This is a genomic window from Methanoregula sp. (assembly GCF_023227875.1).
In the GTDB taxonomy this organism is placed as follows: domain Archaea; phylum Halobacteriota; class Methanomicrobia; order Methanomicrobiales; family Methanospirillaceae; genus Methanoregula.
In genome coordinates this window covers 209,084-227,358 of the sequence record NZ_JALOCH010000004.1, presented here as the reverse complement: position 1 = coordinate 227,358, position 18,275 = coordinate 209,084, and the positions used below count along the sequence as shown (strand labels likewise).

22 protein-coding genes are annotated in these 18,275 nt (G+C 57.6%); 10 read left to right on the top strand and 12 right to left on the bottom strand.

What is annotated here, in order from left to right; translation table 11 throughout:
- A partial coding sequence (locus M0R30_RS06300; RefSeq protein ID WP_292544781.1) for an MATE family efflux transporter occupies positions 1-743 on the top strand: 743 nt, incomplete at its 5' end.
- 517 nt (positions 744-1,260) lie between these two features.
- On the opposite strand, the gene M0R30_RS06295 is transcribed toward M0R30_RS06300, so the two are convergent.
- The 5 genes from M0R30_RS06295 to M0R30_RS06275 form a co-directional block, all read right to left on the bottom strand.
- On the bottom strand, positions 1,261-2,091 hold the full coding sequence (locus M0R30_RS06295) for a methyltransferase domain-containing protein (protein ID WP_292544778.1): 831 nt from the start codon (positions 2,089-2,091) through the stop codon (positions 1,261-1,263).
- A 44-nt stretch (positions 2,092-2,135) separates the two neighbouring features.
- Positions 2,136-3,452, bottom strand: coding sequence for a hypothetical protein (locus M0R30_RS06290; RefSeq protein ID WP_292544776.1), 1,317 nt, complete (start codon positions 3,450-3,452; stop codon positions 2,136-2,138).
- Positions 3,453-3,609: 157 nt separating this feature from the next.
- A complete protein-coding gene (locus M0R30_RS06285) occupies positions 3,610-4,617 on the bottom strand; it encodes a hypothetical protein (protein ID WP_292544774.1) in 1,008 nt (335 codons plus the stop codon).
- A gap of 195 nt (positions 4,618-4,812) precedes the next feature.
- Positions 4,813-5,415, bottom strand: a complete 603-nt coding sequence (locus M0R30_RS06280) for a nucleic acid-binding protein (RefSeq protein ID WP_292544771.1) — start codon at positions 5,413-5,415, stop codon at positions 4,813-4,815.
- Positions 5,412-6,671 (bottom strand): nucleotide-binding protein, encoded by a 1,260-nt coding sequence (locus tag M0R30_RS06275; protein ID WP_366513118.1) that lies wholly within the window; start codon positions 6,669-6,671, stop codon positions 5,412-5,414. The genes M0R30_RS06280 and M0R30_RS06275 overlap by 4 nt, the downstream gene beginning before the upstream one ends.
- Positions 6,672-6,819: 148 nt before the next feature.
- Between M0R30_RS06275 and M0R30_RS06270 the strand changes: the two genes are divergently transcribed.
- Positions 6,820-7,014 carry a DUF1858 domain-containing protein gene (locus M0R30_RS06270; protein ID WP_292544768.1) on the top strand — a complete coding sequence of 65 codons (195 nt, stop codon included), beginning with the start codon at positions 6,820-6,822 and terminating at the stop codon, positions 7,012-7,014.
- 99 nt (positions 7,015-7,113) lie between these two features.
- Here the strand turns inward: M0R30_RS06270 and M0R30_RS06265 are convergent, their stop codons facing one another.
- The 4 genes from M0R30_RS06265 to M0R30_RS06250 all read right to left on the bottom strand — a co-directional run bounded on the left by M0R30_RS06265 (position 7,114) and on the right by M0R30_RS06250 (position 10,063).
- Positions 7,114-8,001, bottom strand: coding sequence for an adenosylcobinamide amidohydrolase (locus M0R30_RS06265; RefSeq protein ID WP_292544765.1), 888 nt, complete (start codon positions 7,999-8,001; stop codon positions 7,114-7,116).
- Positions 7,998-8,360 (bottom strand): anaerobic ribonucleoside-triphosphate reductase, encoded by a 363-nt coding sequence (nrdD, locus tag M0R30_RS06260; RefSeq protein ID WP_292544762.1) that lies wholly within the window; start codon positions 8,358-8,360, stop codon positions 7,998-8,000. The genes M0R30_RS06265 and nrdD overlap by 4 nt, the downstream gene beginning before the upstream one ends.
- 114 nt (positions 8,361-8,474) lie before the next feature.
- Positions 8,475-9,125 carry an orotidine-5'-phosphate decarboxylase gene (pyrF, locus tag M0R30_RS06255; protein WP_292544760.1) on the bottom strand — a complete coding sequence of 217 codons (651 nt, stop codon included), beginning with the start codon at positions 9,123-9,125 and terminating at the stop codon, positions 8,475-8,477.
- Positions 9,122-10,063 (bottom strand): deoxyhypusine synthase, encoded by a 942-nt coding sequence (locus tag M0R30_RS06250; protein WP_292544757.1) that lies wholly within the window; start codon positions 10,061-10,063, stop codon positions 9,122-9,124. Before M0R30_RS06250 ends, pyrF begins: the two co-directional genes overlap by 4 nt.
- A 130-nt stretch (positions 10,064-10,193) precedes the next feature.
- On the opposite strand from M0R30_RS06250, the gene M0R30_RS06245 reads away from it, so the two are divergent.
- From M0R30_RS06245 to M0R30_RS06220, 6 genes are read left to right on the top strand one after another with little or no spacing between them, the layout of a single operon-like run.
- A complete protein-coding gene (locus M0R30_RS06245) occupies positions 10,194-10,703 on the top strand; it encodes a hypothetical protein (protein ID WP_292544754.1) in 510 nt (169 codons plus the stop codon).
- A gap of 35 nt (positions 10,704-10,738) precedes the next feature.
- Positions 10,739-11,140 carry a hypothetical protein gene (locus M0R30_RS06240; protein ID WP_292544751.1) on the top strand — a complete coding sequence of 134 codons (402 nt, stop codon included), beginning with the start codon at positions 10,739-10,741 and terminating at the stop codon, positions 11,138-11,140.
- Entirely contained in the window at positions 11,141-11,458 is a 318-nt protein-coding gene (locus M0R30_RS06235; protein WP_292544749.1) for a hypothetical protein, read from the top strand.
- Positions 11,455-11,676, top strand: a complete 222-nt coding sequence (locus M0R30_RS06230) for a hypothetical protein (RefSeq protein WP_292544746.1) — start codon at positions 11,455-11,457, stop codon at positions 11,674-11,676. The genes M0R30_RS06235 and M0R30_RS06230 overlap by 4 nt, the downstream gene beginning before the upstream one ends.
- Before the next feature lies 1 nt (position 11,677).
- The gene (locus M0R30_RS06225; RefSeq protein WP_292544744.1) at positions 11,678-12,034 is read left to right on the top strand and encodes a hypothetical protein; all 357 of its coding nucleotides are present in this window, start codon (positions 11,678-11,680) and stop codon (positions 12,032-12,034) included.
- On the top strand, positions 12,006-12,293 hold the full coding sequence (locus M0R30_RS06220; protein ID WP_292544742.1) for a hypothetical protein: 288 nt from the start codon (positions 12,006-12,008) through the stop codon (positions 12,291-12,293). Before M0R30_RS06225 ends, M0R30_RS06220 begins: the two co-directional genes overlap by 29 nt.
- Before the next feature lie 77 nt (positions 12,294-12,370).
- On the opposite strand, the gene M0R30_RS06215 is transcribed toward M0R30_RS06220, so the two are convergent.
- Both M0R30_RS06215 and M0R30_RS06210 read right to left on the bottom strand, forming a co-directional pair.
- Positions 12,371-13,009, bottom strand: coding sequence for a hypothetical protein (locus tag M0R30_RS06215; protein WP_292544739.1), 639 nt, complete (start codon positions 13,007-13,009; stop codon positions 12,371-12,373).
- A 37-nt stretch (positions 13,010-13,046) separates the two neighbouring features.
- Positions 13,047-13,604 (bottom strand): hypothetical protein, encoded by a 558-nt coding sequence (locus tag M0R30_RS06210; protein WP_292544736.1) that lies wholly within the window; start codon positions 13,602-13,604, stop codon positions 13,047-13,049.
- A 142-nt stretch (positions 13,605-13,746) separates the two neighbouring features.
- On the opposite strand from M0R30_RS06210, the gene M0R30_RS06205 reads away from it, so the two are divergent.
- Together M0R30_RS06205 and M0R30_RS06200 are read left to right on the top strand one after the other, a co-directional pair.
- Positions 13,747-15,195, top strand: coding sequence for a DHA2 family efflux MFS transporter permease subunit (locus M0R30_RS06205; protein ID WP_292544733.1), 1,449 nt, complete (start codon positions 13,747-13,749; stop codon positions 15,193-15,195).
- 77 nt (positions 15,196-15,272) lie between these two features.
- Positions 15,273-17,606, top strand: coding sequence for a hypothetical protein (locus tag M0R30_RS06200; RefSeq protein WP_292544730.1), 2,334 nt, complete (start codon positions 15,273-15,275; stop codon positions 17,604-17,606).
- 242 nt (positions 17,607-17,848) lie between these two features.
- Here M0R30_RS06200 and M0R30_RS06195 read toward each other — a convergent pair whose 3' ends face one another.
- Positions 17,849-18,274 (bottom strand): hypothetical protein, encoded by a 426-nt coding sequence (locus tag M0R30_RS06195; protein ID WP_292544727.1) that lies wholly within the window; start codon positions 18,272-18,274, stop codon positions 17,849-17,851.
- Between the last annotated feature and the right edge of the window lies 1 nt (position 18,275).

Sequence of the window (18,275 nt, the reverse complement as noted above, 5' to 3'; positions counted from 1 at the left end):
ATTTGTACGTTTGCTTTTCCCGGCAGGTCTTCACCCCGTGCCGGAGCGTGGTCTCAGATATCCTGAACGTGGGAATCCCGGCCAGTGTTGAGTACGTGCTGATGTCGGTACTGAGTATCATTCTCAACCTGATCCTCGTTATTGTAGCTACCACTGATGCTGTAGCGGTATTTTCCGTTGGATTCAGGGTTGTGTCATATGGGATCGTTCCCATTGTTGCAATCGGCACATCCGTGGTATCGGTTGTCGGTGCGGCATATGGGGCCCGGCATTATGAGAAGATCCGGGTTGCACACACGTTTTCGATACTATTCGGGATTGCTCTGGCCCTCTGTGTCAGTCTCCTGACCTGGGTGTTTGCCTACCCGATTGCCTCAATATTCTCCTATTCACAGGAAAGTGCCCATCTCTATCCGGCCATTGCCGCATTCATCGGTGTCATGTGTCTGTTTTATCCTTTTGTACCGCTGGGTCTCCTGTCATCCTCAGTATTCCAAGGGGTGGGTAAGGGACCGACCTCCCTGTTTCTCACGTTCATGAGGAGCCTTGCATTTGCCGCAGTCTTTGCGTACCTGTTCTCAATCCCTCTGGGCATGGGAGAACAGGGGGTCTGGTGGGGACTGGTTGCCGGGGAGATCACCGGAGGTCTGCTGGCCTTTGCCTGGGCACGTGCGTATCTTGCACGACTGGACTTACGGATTGGTGAAGATCCGACGTTGCAACCGGGGTGTGCTTCCCCGTGATGCATTAAGGGAGGAATATCAATGAATTGCCATTAATGGAAGAGTCCAGGAACGTCAAACCCGGAATAACGCTTGGTAATGGCGGGCTGTCGCAGTGAGAAATTATGGAATTCAGACACCTTGAAAGGACGTGGGAATGCAAGAAACCGATGGATGCAGGCCAGAAGAGCAGCACGAGAACACCCGAAATCGTTTCCCCGAGTCATCTGACGGTTCCCATAACTTTTTGGAGATATCGACACCTGCATCTCGTCAAACCTTCTGGATCAGCGTAGAACACCCTCTCCGCTGCCAGCCACCCGTACCGGGGACGAAATTCCTGTACTTTCGCAACAACAGTATTTACAGGATCCCCAATTGAGGATCCTGTTTTCATTAGTGAGATGAACCAAGAATAATTTCTACCGAGGAAAAATGAAACGGGAAACATTCGTCGATTTTATTCTTCTCATTGCGGGGATTGTATTAACCTTCATACTGATGGGGATAATTCTTTACTCCTCCTGAGGCACAACGTCTACCCCGGCTTCGTCCCCCGCACCAGGTACCCGGTATATCCCGCAGAGAACATACCTTTCCGGGCCTTGCGTATGAGTTCCTCCCAGATGACAGCCGCCTCTCCCGATCCGAGCGTGCCGGCCCTGACCATCCGCTCCATCAGGTCCGGAAGATCGAAGACCTGTTTTGCGATGGACAGGTCTGTCAGCTCAATGGTCTGTGGCTCCGCACGGATCGCGGTGATGCCGCATGCCTCAAACAACCTGTGGAGGTCCCTGCCGACCCGGCCCGATGCAAAACTGTCGCGCCACGACCGGCTGATCCGGGTGGCATGGTCATGGTCATCGAGGCTGATCGAGAACGTGTCCCAGTCGTTGTCAAACGCGACCAGCATCCCGCCGGGTTTGAGGATCCGGGTGAGTTCGTGTACTCCCGCCCCCGGGTCGCGGAGGTGCTGGAGCACCCGGTCAATACGGCAGGCATCGAATACCTCTCCTTTACAGGGGATCCTTGTGATGTCCCCCCTGACCAGCGAACACCGGCCCGGGCATTCCCCCGTCCGCTCTGCCGCACATGCAAGAAGGGAGCCGCTCGCGTCCAGCCCCATGACATGACACCGGTCCGGAAGGTGGCGGGCAAGGCTGACGAGATCGGCCCCCGCCCCGCAGCCGGCATCGAGCACCCGTGAGGGGTTCGTGTCGGCAACGATCCGGATACTCTCTTCCTTGACCTCCCGGAATGACGGGATGCCGGCGATCAGGTCAAGGCATCGGTGGCACGCGGTGGTATCGCCGGAGCTGTCTACATCGCGGAAACCGGTGGCAAGGGACTGGCGGGAGGGTTCTGGCATGCAAAAAACCTGCTGATGTCATAGATATTGGCGGTTGGGGGATTTCATTCTCCCTGTTCATTGATTTTTGTCAGGATGACCTCCCCGTTGAGGCTGATCCTGGAGACATTCCCGATGGTCCCGTCATCCCCGGCTGCACCATTCGGCACCTCCATCCTGTGCGCCTCGTTCGAGTTGTATACCGCAAGGAACTGGACCCCTGACTGGTTAAATACCCTGCAGATCCCGTCGGGTGCGCAATCGATGATCGAGCCGTATGGCACTTGATTGTTTGTCTTCTGGGCCCCGCGAGGCACAATCTTCCAATCACCCTCCAACATCACCGGCTGCATTGTCTCATTCACTGCAAGGGGGGGCAGTGCAAGCCGGGACCAGTCGATATAATTCCCGGTTTCCGGATGTGCAGGCAGGGGTGCGATAATGTCGGCAGTACTGTTGGAAACCGCCTGCAGGGCCTCATCGCGGGATTCGACAAGGACCAGGTATTTGCCGGTATTGAGACGTGCAGTATCGACAATGCCTGAGAACGTGTTGATCCCATTGCTGCCGGGAACGACCATCACACTCCCCTCCGCGATTTCATGAGACCAGTCATAATTTTTCGATGAGGGATGGAAATATGCCGTTACAACCGATATGGACAGTAGCGATCCTGCCGGCAGGCTCGTGGTGCCGGACACGGTCATGGTTCCCGGGGGCGTAGGGTAGATGGGATCAATAGCGATCCACGCGTCGATCCCGTTCATGAAATAGATCTCACACGAATTACCAGCACCATATTCGGTTATTGCCTGGTCCAGGTAATCAGCGAGCGTTGTGGGATAATTCTCCTTATTGTTCAGCTCTGCAAGGATTCTTTCCGGCGTTGTACCGGTTCCGGTTACGTTTCCGGATACCGCATCATGGTTTACAGTAAAATGATCCGGTGGCGAAGGATACTGGATGATGAGGGCCGAGGTGAATGTACGGGACAACTTGTTGGTCTCTTCCGGGCTCATGCTGATCTGGAAGGATCCATCCGCTCTCACCGGCACGCGCCGGGTGCTGGTGGTGTCGTTCAGCATCCAGACCTGCACTTCGGTGATCGACCGGTCCTTCACCGACCCGTTGACCGTGAATGGTTCTCCCCGCAGCACATTCACGGTCTTTCGTACCGGCATCTCCGGTTCCCGGGGAGTCTCCGTTGTCACCACGGGTGACAGGACCGGTGCCGGTGAAGCAGCATATTCAGCAGGAACCCCCTGAACTTCCGGCTGGCCCGGTGTCCCGTTTTCCTGTTGGCGGAGGTCTGTACATCCTGAAAGGAGAACCAGAAGAATCAGAAAACTTGAAAGAACAATGCGCATGCCGGAACAGACCATGGTAACCACCCGATAACAGGATCAGGTTGCACCGGCATGTGGATAAACATTCTTGAATAAATGTATGAGGATGAAAAAGTAAACTGGGAGATGGGCGTGTATACGCATCAAATCCAGGATGAAAACCGCTAATCCCCACTCCTGAAAAAATGGCGTCCTAACGCCGGCGCCACACGGCAATTCCCACGATCAGGAAAAGTGCTCCGATTGGCGCAAACTGAAGCGGGGATGGCTTGGTCTGTGGCGGGATCGGGGTAGGCGCTCCTGCTTGTGCCTGCGGTGCTGAAATGCCCGTACCATCAACAATGAGCGGGATCTCTGTATAGGAGTCATCGACATTGGAGTCGCTGATACCGGCAATGAGCGCCTGTACCGTGTCGAGGCCCTGCAGGCTTCCTGTTCCGCTGATCTTGAAGATGTTCATGCCGTCCGTTGAACCCCCTTCGTTGAGGAGGAGGTTCTTGACAAATTCCCCGCTGACAACGATATCATGCTGGTTATTCTGCATCGGGTGCTGGACGATGAGAAAAGCCGGTCCTGTGGGAAGATTTGCTGCGATTTGCGTACCGGCATTAAAAGCATATGATGCGTCAGGGTTTACCGGAACCATTGCATTATACGCGTATTTACCGCCGATAATCCATACCTGGACCTCCGTTGGATCCCCTTCCGCAATGCCGGTGACCGTGAATGGCTGTCCTCTCGGGACTGATGACGGTGAGACTACGGCAGATATGAACGGTTTTTTAATGATGATACTGGTCGTTCCATATGTTGTTAAATCGTTGAACCAATCTTTCGCTTGTGGCTGGCTCACGGCATGAATGGTGTATGATCCAGGATCAAGCGGAAGATTGTAGGTATACAGGGTATACTCCCAGGAGTGATCCGGTTTTGTTGTTGCCGTGTCGAATGAACCCGGATCTCCATTGACAACATTCTGGTGAGGTGCAGTGAGTTTCCCGCCACTCGCGGAGATGCCCGGCCCGGTCATGAAGAGGTAGGTGGAATCGGAATCAGAATTCGTCCCGCGGAATATCACTTCTTCCCCCAGATAATACGATCCATCCCCTTCCGCCAAGATTATCACCACCGGTTTCTCTGCAGATACGGGAGACAGCGCCAATACTGCTGTACCGGCTATGATGAGCAGCAGGATCATCATCCATATTCTATACCGATTGTTTGAGGTTGATTGGAACATATGTAAATGTATGAATATTTACAATATAAAAATTATTTCATTCTCATTTTTAACCGGTAATATTCTTACCAAGACTAACAGGCTTTTTTTTAAAAAAAGCGATGAGCCTGACCATTGATCAGGGCAGTCACCTGGTTATAAAAAAAGGAGTTCTCCTTACATCTTGATCTGCGCCAGCGCATCGTACGCGATCTTCCGGAAGAGCGAGGGATCGATCGTGGGGTACTGCTCTTTTGCCTTCAGGATGTCCGGTGTCGGTTCCTTTGCATAGGCATCGACCCGGTCCAGCGTGTGCTTTGCCGCGTCCAGCACCCAGAGGTCCCGGGTGTCCTTGTCTACAACCGTGATCGACTCGACCCGGACCGAGACGAGCCACGCCCCGTCCGGTTTCTGGTACAGACTGGGCTTCCCGATCACCGCAACGAACGCGGGGGTCTCGATCTTCGCCAGCTGCTGCATTGCCTCGGGCTGGTAGCTCCCCGCCATGATGAAGAACGTGCCCGTGGGATCGACAACGCGGCCCCGGTAGAAGATGTTCTGCTCGCCCTGCCGGGTCTTCTCGGTCAGGGTACCGACAATGAAGATCCGGTTCGAGCGTTCGCCGCTTGGCAGCAGGACGAACGTCGGGCTCTTCTCGTCCTCGCCCTCCCTGAACTGGTACCGGCATTCCCGCAGTTCTGCGGCAAAGACCCGGCGTGCCGGCTCGCGCTCGAAGGCCCCTTCCCTGCGGGGCGGCATATCTTTTGCATTCGTACTCATGATGGTGCCCCCCCGGCCCGGTTTAGCAAGGCAGTATGGTCCGCTGAACTGAACTTCACGATCTCGCATTTATTGACGAGCAGGCGGTTGTCGATCTCGCGGCCGCTGCAGGTGATGTACCGGCCGAGCACCTTGTCCCGCATCTGGAGGAAGACCTCGTCCATGCCGAGCGGGTTGTTCTCCGCGATCTCCTGTGCCTGTGCAAGGGAGATTCCGGTCAGCGACTCCACCACCTCGCGCTGGACCAAAACGTTGTGGGTCTTCTCCCCGTCATCGAGCCAGCCCTTGATCCGCAGGTCGTAGATGAACTTCGGCTGGATCTCGTGGACCGGGCAATAGTTCTGGCGTGAGAGGGCACGGTTGCAGCCCTCGACCGGGCAGCGCTTGATGATACCTGAACCTGGTGCGATGTGGACAATGGCGCCGGTGATGGTTGCCTCCCCGCCAGTGACCGCAATCTCGCCCTCTTCCTGCAGGATGGTTGCCGTGTTCAGGTTCAGGGAGAGCCGGCCATTGAACTCGTCCACCTGTGCATAGAAGAGGTTGTACACCGCGCCGGGCACGAGTCTCTCCTTGCCGGGCTCTTTCCACATCACGAACTTGATCGTCCCGGTCTCGTCGCCAAGAAGCCCGGATTGGAGCATCCGGTCGTGTGAAGCGTCCCACTCCTGGATAAACTTCGCCCGGACATTTCCAATCCCCGGGTGAAGATCCTTGATCGGTGCAGGTGTCGGGATGAGCGACCGGTCGTCTGTGATCTCCTTAATCGTTGTACCGGAATGGACCTTGAGATTGGCAACTCCTTTGAACTCGTCCACGACCGCAGATTCGATGCGGTACCAGGATCCATCCGTCATAGCCGGCGCATTCGATTTTGCCCAGACCACGAACCGTATCGCGCCGGAGTCATCCGCGATAATGCCGCTCTGGGCAATGGACGGCGACGCCGGGGCAGAGAGCGCAACAATCTTTCCCTCGATGGTCACCCATTCGCCGGGCACGCTCTCTGCGATCTTCTTCTCCTCGGTGCCTCCACCCTTTCCGCCGCCGGGGGCGCTGCCCGCACCCGGGACCGGGAGGTTGAACTCCTTTGCGAGCTCGCTTGTTACGCTCCGCTCCGCCTCTGACGGCTGAACGCCGAATTCATCCACGAGCCTCTTGAGTTTCCCCTCGATCTTCTTCACATCGGGGGTCTGTCCGCTTTGTGCAAATTTTCGGGAGATTCTGTTTGCTGCTTCGGAATAATCCATTTTCATACATCTCCAGTTATAAAAGTCGCAATCCTCTGGACATAAGTGTGTCACCATGCGTAGTGAAAGTGTTGCTTTGCATCTCCCCATGCACCCTGCCCGGACAGTCATTATCGTGAAGTTTATCTGACCCCAAAGCTGACTAAGTGATACTATGTCTGAAATCACTGCTGACAGCACGATCTACGATCTCCTCAAGGCAAAACCCGAGGCAACAGAAGCACTCTTCAAGTTCGGTATGGGCTGTGTCGGGTGTGCAATCGCCCGTGGTGAGACCATCCGCGAAGCCGCCGAGGCCCACGGCATCCCCCTTGCCGAGCTCCTCGCCGCTCTTGGCGTAAAAGAGTGATTGAAACCACTCTTTTAGTCGGGCAATAATATCACCTGAGCATTAAGGAACAATCTTTTTTCTGTAATCCGGTTATAATAGGGATTTGAAAAACCGGTTTTATTGTATGCCTTTGATCTTCCCGTGCAGCTGCATCAGCTCCTCACGTGAAGCGTTTGGGAATTTCCTGTAATAGTCCGCAACTGCCGGCTCGTGCACGAGCGTGCAGGTGGCGCAGTTCCAGACCTTTCCCCCGTTTAAGCTCTCAACCCACTGCCCGAGACTCTCGTCTTTGCAGGGATAGAACGGGCAGTAACAGAAATCGCAGGACTGGCCCTTGAAATGGCAGGGATAATACCGGCACTCGTTTGGGGACCACTCGATCCAGTGCCCGCCCTGGAGCCGGCTGAAGATGAGGAAGGCCGGGCTGTCCGGCCTGACCTCGGCATCGTGATGCCCGAGCGCTTTAGGTATCCCGTGGAGCACGGCCTCCCGGACCCGGAGGCCGGCTTCAGTAATCCGGCCGGCATACCGGTGTCGTATCTCCCCTTCGGAGGCAGCGATCACGGCGTCCGTGGGTGTGCCGGTGGCCGGGAGATCAAGGTCGATTAGTGCCTCGGCCTTTGCCTCGGTCGCGACCATGACCGTCTCGAGCAGGGCCGCATCCTCCATGCCTTCGTGGCTTGTCACCATGATGTTGATCGTGCCCGCGGTTGCCGGTGGTTCACGGCGGATGCCGGCCGTGATGAAGACCGTGATGAAATCATACTGGAGCACGCAGGCCTGCTGCACGGGGACCGCAGTCAGGAGGCCGAAGAATTCCGGGTCGATCCCGGCAGCGGCGGCGACCAGTTCGAGTTCTCTCTCAGGATGATCGCTCTGCCAGTCGGCAGGCACGGTGTGGTTAAAGAGCGTGTCAACCGAACGGATGCCCCCGGCAATGCCGGTACTGGCTGCGCGGAACGGTCCGCGGATGAAAAGAGTGCTGGCGTCCAGGTAATATCTCATGCAACAGAATAGCGCGTGCGGTCTTTGAGTTCCTGCTGCTTGCCGGCATTCCAGCCGGAAACGTCCTGCAGGTAACCGGTGACCCGGCTGATCTGGGTGACATCGTGGGAGCCGCACTCGGGGCAGACCGCCTGGCCGCAGAGCGGGCAGTACTCGATCCCCGAGATCACTTCGTGGGTGCAGTGGCAGTGGTCAAGGGGGCACATGAGTTCGAGGTGTGTCTCGCCGCAGTTCGGACACGGGTTCTCCTCGACGATGAGGTGGCAGGTGTGGCACTTGTATTTACGTTCTGTCTCAGGAATGTCGGATAATGTCTTGTAGTGCTCTGCCAGTTTTCGTTGTTCTGCGGTCCATTCCATACTATAACATCGCACATGTCCTTAATAAATATTTAGACCAAGGAGATCCAGCCAATGCGGGATTCATGGTTTATATAGCGGGGATATCCGGATCTGGTCAGAATTTGGAGGTTATTAATAAATCTTTACGCCCTGACGGACCATTGAAAATGCTGTTATCGCAGTAACCGGGTCGGTTGCCTGATAAATTGCGCGTCCCACAATGATCCCGTCCACGAGCTTCGCGACGGCCTGTGCATCCCCGCCCTGTGCACCCACCCCGGGCGAGAGGATCTTGCGGCTGCCCACAATTCCCCGCAGGATTTTGACCCGTTCGGGGCGCGTTGCCGGGGCGATGATCCCGTCCGCCCCGCACTCCACCGCAAGCGCGGCGATCTTCTCGGCGGTCCCCCCGTGGAAGAATGCGGTGGCGCCGGGGTGGCTCATCTCTGCCACCACGAAGCATGCGCCCCCGTAGTCGGAGGCCACGTCCACGCAGGCCTGTATCGCATCCCCCCCGGTGAACCCGTGGCAGATAATGGAGGAGAAGCCGGCATCGAAGACCTGCTCCGCGATCAGCCGGTTCGTGTTGGGGATGTCGGCGACCTTGAAGTCCGCGATGAGGGGCCGGTCCAGCTCTTCCAGTTCTCCTGCGATCGAGAGGCCGGAGGAGAGGATGAGTGGGTACCCGAGCTTGATCGCGTCGAGGTGCGGGGCGCAGGCCTCTGCAATAGCGAGCGCCTTCTTCTTCTCGGTCACGTCAAGCGCAAGGATCAGTTCGGTCATTGTACCAGCCTGTCCATTACCGCCGCGGTCAGCACGGGCAGGGTGATCGTTGCGTCCCCGTATACCGTTACGGCCTGTGCCTCTTCCGTGATCTTGCCCCATGACCGGGCCTCGTCCAGCGTTGCTCCCGAGAGCCCGCCAAGGTCCGGCCGGTCGCCGGTCAGCTGGATCGCGTAACTGAACCCGTTCGGGGTCATCAGCATGCTCTGGAGGATGAAGTTCTTGGGCACGCCGCCGCCCACGAGCATCGCCCCCGCGTTCTTGGCGGTGAAACACCGGTCCATCAGCGCCGGCATGTCGGCGAATGCATCGACCGTCACCTTGTTGGTCTGCGAGAAGAGCCAGTACTGGAGGCCGATCATCGAGTCCTGCACAGCGGGGTTGTATACGGGGATTTTGTTCCGTGCAGCGGTATGGAGTATGCCGGACTTCGTGTGCTTCCCGATGTGTTCGAGGAGTGCTGAAATGGAGATGGTGGATTTCGGTTCGAGCTCGCCAAACACGCCCTGCATGAACTCCTCGAAGTGCTCGAAGGCATCGTTGGGGAGGTAGACATCGTAGATCCGGTTGATCTCGTCGTGCCGGAGCTCGATGTCGTTGCAGAACGCAGTGCCGTGGAAGTGATGGCACCCGATCGCCTCGATAATGTCGTGCGTGAGGTTTGCACCGGTCGAGACGAGAATATCGATGTGGCCTGCTTTGATCAGGTCGGAGACGATCCCGCCCATACCCGCGGGGACCATTGCCCCGGCAAGCCCGAAGAATTTCGTGGCGTCCTTATCTTTGAGCATCTGCTCCCAGATATCCGCGGCACGGGAGAGCGACCCCCCGTTATAGGCGCCGGCCTGTCCCATCGCCGCAACGAGCTCGTTCACCGTCATCTTTGGTTTCACATGGAGCTGGGTGACCGGCTGATCGCATGGTTGTGTCAGAAACATTCCCCCAATGTTGCAAGGGTATTGGTTTTCCTGCCAGATAACTGTGTTTCAGGAACCCGGGTACAGGAATAATTGCCCGGAAATACCGGAATCAGGAAGATATTTACCCTTTCATGACGGTCTATCCTCTATGCAGGAAGTCCGGTTAACCGTCAAGAAGCGGGCGTTCCCAAGCCAGGGCCGGGTGCGTCTCAATATCGCGCACCTCCCGGAGCTGGGAATCCCCGAAGGGGGCCAGGTGGACCTCATCAACGAGGCCACTAAAAAATCCGTTACCACCACCGTGATCGCGGATACCATGGTACGGCAGGGGCAGGTCCGCGTAAGCGATGAGGACCTCAAAACGCTGGGCCTCAATGACGAGGATGAAGTCCTTGTCATAAAGACGCCCCCCTTCAAAGAGAAGATCAGGAAGGTGGCAGCTGATGCCAACAAATCGCTCTCCAGGAGTGCAAAGGAACTCGATACCGCGGCAAAGAAAACTGCAAAGGACGTGAAAGCCGGGACAGCAAAGGCAACAGCGACCGTGAAGAAGGAGACAAAGAAGGCATCCGACAAGATAGGGAAGGTTGCTGCAAAAACCGCCGATACGGTGAAAAAAACCGTGAAGAAGACGAAGGGATCCAGTAAGGATCTCTGAAATAATTCTTTTGTATGCAATGTGGTGAATAAATCATGGCAACCGATGTAGTGATGTCACAGGCACCCTTGTTCAACGATACCATTGTCCTGGGAATGGTCGTAGTTGCCGGGATGGCGATCGTGTATTTCATGCTCCGCGAGATCCGGATCATGAAGACGGCCAACCGGACAACGGAACTGGAACTGGAGAAGGACAAGCTCAAGCTCCTCCAGCAGCACGAAGCCCAGAAAGGGTTCCCGTTCACCCGGCTCTCCCCGGAGCAGACCGCTGCGATCAAAGAGGTCCAGGACGAGAACCGGACCATTGAGACGAATATCTTCGCAAAGGAACAGCTCCTCGAGACCCGGCTGACACGGCTCGAGCATCTCGTGAAGTCGAGAAAACTGGACAACCTCCTCGCCAATGCGGATGAACAAGAGAAGAAGGTGAAATAAATGTACCCGGTTATCAACCAGAACCCGGACCAGCACGCGACCGGGGATTCGTTCTGGGACAGGTTCTCCCATATCCCCGGGGCGATCGAGTCCCGGGTCCCCACGTTCGACAGGTCGCTGGACAATTATTTCGACCAGCACTTTGCCGCGATCATCGAGGAGTGGGACCTCGTGACCGAGAGCGATCTCGACCGGCTCGCGACCCGGCTCACCCGGGTAACGGATGAGATCAGCAGTCTCTATGCAGGGAAGATGGCGATCGAGACGCGAGCACAGAAGCTGGACGACCTGATCACCTCCATGGAGAAGTCATTATGATCGGTATGGACTCCTATCTCAACGCCTACGTGGACCGCCGGATGAAATACATTGTCGGGGAATGGGACCTCTCCACGGGATCGGATCTCTCGGAATTCACGGAACGGCTGTACGCACTCGAGCAGGAAATCCCCCGGCTCCAGGCGTTCGAACACGCGGCCGCGGACAAGCTGAACGAGCTCGAAAACCGTGCCAGGAAACTGAAGGGGAGGCTCTGAAATGGACCTCCTGACGTTCCTCATCCTCGTCATCATCCTCATTGCCGTCCTATTCATGGTGTATTACTTTTTCCGGGGCGCGAAAGGAGACCTCGCGCTTGCACGGCCGGTGGAGAGCCGGGTGGACGAGTACCTTGACCGCCGGTTCCAGCAGATGGTCGATGAATGGGAGCTGGTCTCGCACTCACGGCTCAGCGCGTTTGTGGGACAGCACACACAAGAGATCGAATCGGACGAGGCACGCCTGGCCGGGCTGAAGAACTACGAGTCCGGGATGCAGACCACGCTGGTATCGCTGGAGGCGCGACTTGACACTCTGGAAAAAGAACTTGCCCGGAAAGGAACAGCCAAAAAGTAAGGGCGCCCCCGACCGCTTCCGTGAGCTGAAGAGCGAGATCGCGGTGATGCGCAAGCAGGGCGAACCCCCCGTCAAGAACCCCGGTTCGTTCGCGCAGTACATGTGCGACCTCTGCAGCACGCCCCACCCGGTCTCGGAGCTCCGCCAGTGCGTACTCTGCGGGCGCTGGGCGTGCGACGGCTGCTGGAAGGACGACCATTATACCTGCAAGTCGTGTGCCGGCCTGATCAAGATCCATTCGATGATGGGCCGGCAATAATCCGCCCCCTCTCCCCCTCTTTTTTACCTGATGCCCCCGGCCCGGGGATCACACGTGCGGAAAATTTCCCGGCACTGTTACGTGAATTTTGTTACCCTGGTGATCCCCGCAGGGACCGTGAAGCTCAGGGGCAGGATCTCGCTGTTCGCCGGGGCGATCGTGATGCTGAACTTCTGGTAGGGGACCGTGTTCTTTGAAGGACAGATGAGGAGCGAAAACTGCTCGGAACCTTCCAGCAGGATGTCCTGGTCAGCGCCCTGCAGGGGGATGAAGTTCGCTTTTCTCGTGATCGTCCAGTTCGGGCAGATCAGCTCCGGGGTATGCACGAGCGAGAGTGTCTCCGAGTGGTTCCCGGTTGCCCAGATGACGGAGGCATGGCCCATGTCGATCGCGCCTGTGGTCATCATGAACGGCTGGACGGTGATCTCGTAAGCTCCCAGCGCCCGGGGATCCTGTGTCCTGAACCGTACCGGCGTACCGTCAATTATGCCATCGACCGCAGGAAACCCGTACAGCCCCCCGGGGTTGGAGAGCAGGTTGCTCGTTGCCACGATCTCTTTGTGGAGCATACCCCCGCTCTTCTGGGTGTCTGATGTATCCGGGGATAACTCCCCATATCCGATATAACCGACAGCCAGTACCAGGATGACCAGCAGGATGACGATCTCAAGGCCGGTGAGGGCCGGCTCGTTTCGTGGTGAAGGTCCGTTGTGCATGTTCCACATTTCCCGTGGGCTCTTTCAAATATTGAGGTTATGCTGCCCGCACGCTGATATCCATATCCGCGATCTTCCGGTACACCGTTGCCGTCTCGCTTTGCGTCCACCGGTCGAAGACGAGTGACTGGAACGGCTGCCAGATCGTCACCCAGCAGAAGATGACCAGCACATTCTCGATCACTTCAGCGAGGGGATCGCCTTTGAACTGGGAACAGATGGCAATCCCAAGAAACGACGGGATGCACACGGCAAGCGTGAGCCGGATCTCCCGGAGCCCGACCCGCTGGGTGAGTCTCATATTCCTCTGCACTTCGACTGCCCGGAGCCGGAAGTGGGACCGGACCGCTGAAGCAATGGATTGATCCCGGCCCGGTGCTAGATCTGTGGAGGGGAGCGTGATCTCGATCCGGTCACAGAGTACCTTCCGGGATTCCTTTGCGGGATCCAGTATTGAATGGAAGATCTGCTCCTCGGCCCTGTCTGAGAGTTCCCGGCACTCATCAGGGGAAGGGTCATCCGGGTCGAAGATATGGGCAATGGTCCTGAAGGGTACCTGTGCCGTTGCGTTTGCGGTCGTTTGGTTTTCCGGCATGGCTGGTCACCGATACGTAACGTATCGTACGAGGTGGTTTTGCGGTAAGGAGGATAACCGTTTCCCCGCACGGGCCCTCGTCCCGAACCGAGCGTTCTTATGGAAACAAATCAATCTCCCTCTGTACTGAAGCAGAGGTACCATGGCGGAACCCGTATCCCAACCGAAGATGACCACAAAAGAGCTAATGATCGTGATCGTCATTGCGCTCGGCTCGTTCATGGCAGGTCTCGATGCAACGATTGTGAATATTGCGCTCCCCGCGATTGCGAAATCCTTTGAGGTGTCCACGGTGATGGTCTCGTGGGTGCTTAACGCGTATCTCATCATCCTCGTCAGCCTCCTGCTTGCGGCATCCCGGCTCGGGGATATGAAAGGGTACCGGAATATTTTCCTTGGCGGGTTTGCCCTGTTCACCCTCGGGTCCGCGCTCTGCGGTCTGTCCCCCACGATTGACACGCTCATCCTCGCACGGATGGTCCAGGCCGTGGGCGGGGCGGTCATCTCGGCCCTCGGGGCCGTCATGGTCACGTCCTACCTGTCCTCATCCCTGCGGGGCCAGGCGCTGGGACTTGTTGCCATGTTCACCATGCTCGGGGCGGCCCTCGGCCCGGTGGTCGGCGGCTTTCTCACGAGTGCCTTCAGCTGGCAGTACATCTTCTTCGTGAACCTGCCGGTGGGCATCGTGGCCATCCTCCTCGGCATGAAAATCCTCCCGCAGCGGGACCCGGTAACCCCCACGGCAAAGCTCGACATCCCCGGGGTCATGCTGGTTTTTGTTGCGCTCTCCACGCTGATCGTTGGCCTGACCTCGGTCCAGGGCAGCAATGCGATGCTCGGGATGATCGCCCTTGTCATCTCGGCAATCTTCTGGGTCCTGTTCATCGTCCAGGAGCGCCGTTCAGGAGCACCGCTGGTCAACCTTAACCTCTTCACCAGCCGGGGGTACTCGCTCCAGAACGTGAACGTGATGCTGATCCAGATGGCGATGGCCGGCGTCATGGTCATCATGCCCTTCTACCTTGAGCTGGTCAAGAAGATCCCGACGGACAATGCCGGCACGATCCTGCTCGCACTGCCCATCGGCATGATCCTGACCGCCCCGCTTGCCGGGAAGATCTCGGACGTGATCGGCACGAAAAAACCGATCATCACAGGTTTTATCATCTGCACGGTTGCCCTGGCTCTCCTCTCCACGCTCTCCGCCCGCACGAGCGTGGGGCACATTGGTATCTACCTCTTCCTCTTAGGCGCCGGTACCGGTATTGCTTTCTCGCCGCTGAACAGCGCCGTGATGGGTGAGTGCCCGGCAAAAGACCGGGGGTCTACGAGTGGCCTGGTCAAGATGATGACCAACCTCGGGTCATCGCTTGGGGTTGCATTCGTGATGCTCGTCGCCACCATTGCAGCGGGACCAAAACTTGCCGAGTATTCTGCCCACACCCTTGAAGGGGCGGGCCTCGCCTCCGCGTTCGATGCCGCGTTCCTCTTCTGCATGGTGCTGGAGATCATCGGGATCATACTGATGCTCGCGGTTGCGGAGAAGGAACCTTCGGGCAGCGGCGATGGCGAAGTGGCGATGGGGTTCTGAACTTTTTTAATAGAAAAAAACGCAGCCCGATATCGGGCACGACAACAATATCGGCATACAGATCAATTATTATCCCAATGCGGGCACCGATTGGATCTGATACCGGCGTATCACCGACCCCTTCCGACAAGGGCACCGTCCTCCTCACCCACTTCGAGTCTGCCCGCGATCTCCTCGCCCGCCGGCTTGTCAGTGACTATCACTCGGTCACCGACCCGGACATAAATTATCTCACAATCTCATCCATCCTCCAGGTCCTTTTTCTCAGGACCGGCCAAGACTGCGGGTTTGTTGAACCCGGCACGCTCGCGGCGCTTACCGGGTGTGACGGGATCGCAAAACGCATGGGACGGGCGTGCACGGATGCCGGGCTCAGCCCCGACCTCTTTTTTGAGAAAGGGCCAAGAGGCACCCGCACGTTCCCCGCCATTCCTGATGAACCGCTTCGCAGGATCATCGGGATGCTGGACCAGCCGGACCTTCCGGCCCCCCTTACCTCACTCACCCTGGAAGATCTTGCCGGTGTGCTTGACCGGTTCCTTGGGACACGGATGCAGCTGGGGGAAGGCTTCCACGTGAACCGTGTCGGCAAATCTGCGATGCTCTACACCGGGGTGGTGGATGTCCCGCCGCAAACGGTCGTCGAGTACGTGGTGAGCGGGGCGGTTGGCGGGATCAGCGACAGCCCCGCGATGAGCGGGAGGACGGCCGCCCGGGTCCTCGACCTGGCATGCGGTTCCGGGCTCTTCCTGCTTGCAGCGTACCGGTCCCTTGTCCGGAAAAAGATCCGGGCTCTCGATCGTCCGGACGAGATGCAGGCGGTCCTTTCGGACCTTGCCGTCAGTGCGGTTTTCGGTACCGACATCGATCCCGAATCCGTGAGTGCCGCACGGATGGTCCTGCTGTTTGCATTCATCGAAGAGAGCCGGCGCCCGGGCAGCGGGGTCGTATCGCCCGATACGGTACGTGAAATTTCTGCGGGCCTGACCAGGACCATCCGGTCCGGCAACTCCCTGATCGCGCCGGATTATTTCTCCGGAAAACCGGTGTTCCCGTTCAACGCGGACGAGCGCCGGAAAGTTAACGCGTTCGACTGGAAGGAGGTGTTTCCCGGGATCATGGCAGGGGGCGGGTTCGATGCGGTGATCGGGGCGCCCCCGCCGTACCGGCCGTTTGCCGTAAAAGCCCGCGAGGAATATTTCCAGACCCATTACGATGCCTATGCACCCGCGACCGGCCTGTATGGCTACTTTATCGAGCGGGCCCTCTCGCTCCTGAAGCCCGGTGCGATCATGACGGTCCTTGTTCCCGGCACATTCCTCCGGTCTCAGAATGCCCGGCCGCTCCGGCGCCTCCTCCTCTCACGGCAGATCGTTGCGATCACCAGCACCGGCCGGACCCGGTATTTGCCGGAAGGCGAGGTGCCGGTGTATGCCCTCTCGCTCCGGAACCAGCCGCCCGAAGGGCCCTTTCTCGTGGTGCCGGAGTGGGCCGGTTCCGGGTCCTCTCATGACATACGGTACAGCAGGCACGCGTTCACGCTCGACCAGCGCTCGCTCGATGACGGGGGGTGGAGACTCGATGATACCCGCACCATCGATATCCTTGAAAAGATCCAGGCGAGGGGAACCCCGCTTGACGATTACGTCATGGGGGAGGTCGATCCCGGGACGCACCGGGTAAAAAATAACCCGCTGGTGGTGGACACGGCAACAATGGACCAGCTGACAACGCACGCGGTGCGGTGCCGGCAGTTTTTTGTCCCGCTGCTGCGCCCGGCCGATATCCGGCGCTATGTGCCGGAGCGGCCGGAACGGTTTGTGCTTTCGATCAGAGACAACCGGAAGTTCCGGAAGTGCCGGGCATTAGTCGCGTATCTTGAAAAGAATGCGGGAGGCTGGGACAAAAAACCCGGGCCGGATGAGGGCAACGAAAATCCGGATGCGGAAGAGCGCCGGCCAAAAATAATTTTCTCTTCATACCAGCAGGGCCCGGCATTCTGTTTTGATCGCGAAGGCCGCTATGCAATCACACAGACGCTTCTTGCGATCCCCCGGAACGACCCGTTTCTTGCCGGGGTCCTGAACTCGACGCTCGCCCGGTTTGTCCTCACGCGTACCTGCCCGCTGACCGACCGAGGGTATCATATCAGCCCGGCAGCGCTCGGGAAATTTCCAGTCTACGTCCCCGACTTCGACAGGCTCGCGGAAAAATCCCGGCACGACCGGATGGTCTCGCTCGTCTCGCACATCCTGGAATTGAACCATTACCTCCCGCAGGCAAAGACCGACCAGGAGCGCCGGCTCGTACAGCAGGAGATCGACGCAACGGATGTCCGGATCGATGCGCTGGTGTACGAGCTGTACGGACTGACGCCGGAAGAAATCTCCGTCGTAGAAGCGAGCTCATAGGCCTGACCCCCTCTAAAACGGTCATAGCGGCCTCCGGACAGCCTCTTTTTTTCAGACAACCTGAACTATGTGTCAAAAAAGGGGCTGTTGCAGGGCCGCTATTTTGACAGGTCGAAATTCGTTTAAAACAAATATTTTTCGAAAATACGTGTTTATCGCGCGAATTTTTCCGGGCGTTGACGCTCCGGGCCCCCCTCCGGATCCACCCTTCGTCCGTTTGCCAAACGGAGCCCGTAAAGGGCTTATTTGACTTCATCTCCCGGGGGGGTTTTAGTCTCCGACGGAGTGCCGGCACCACGCACCCGTGGCTCAAAGAGCGGCTTCTCCCTGTCGATCATGGTAATTGCGACAAACGTGTCCCGGAAAATCCGGAAGCGGTGGAAGTTCCGGCTCCAGGAATACCGGACCCACACCTCGCGGGGCAGGTATGGTGGGAACGGCAGCGCAGTAAGGATTTGGAAATCATTCCGGAAAAAATTTTCAGGGAGATCGTACTCGCCTGGGGCATTGCGGCTTGTCCGGATGCTGACAATAAACATGTCATTGGCTCGGTACACCAGCGCATCGAATGGCATGTCGGTATCCGGGTTGGGAACCCAGCGGTAACCCTGCCGCTCTGCAAATTTTTTTGCCCTGCCGATCGTAACGTCACGTTTTCGTCCTCTCATT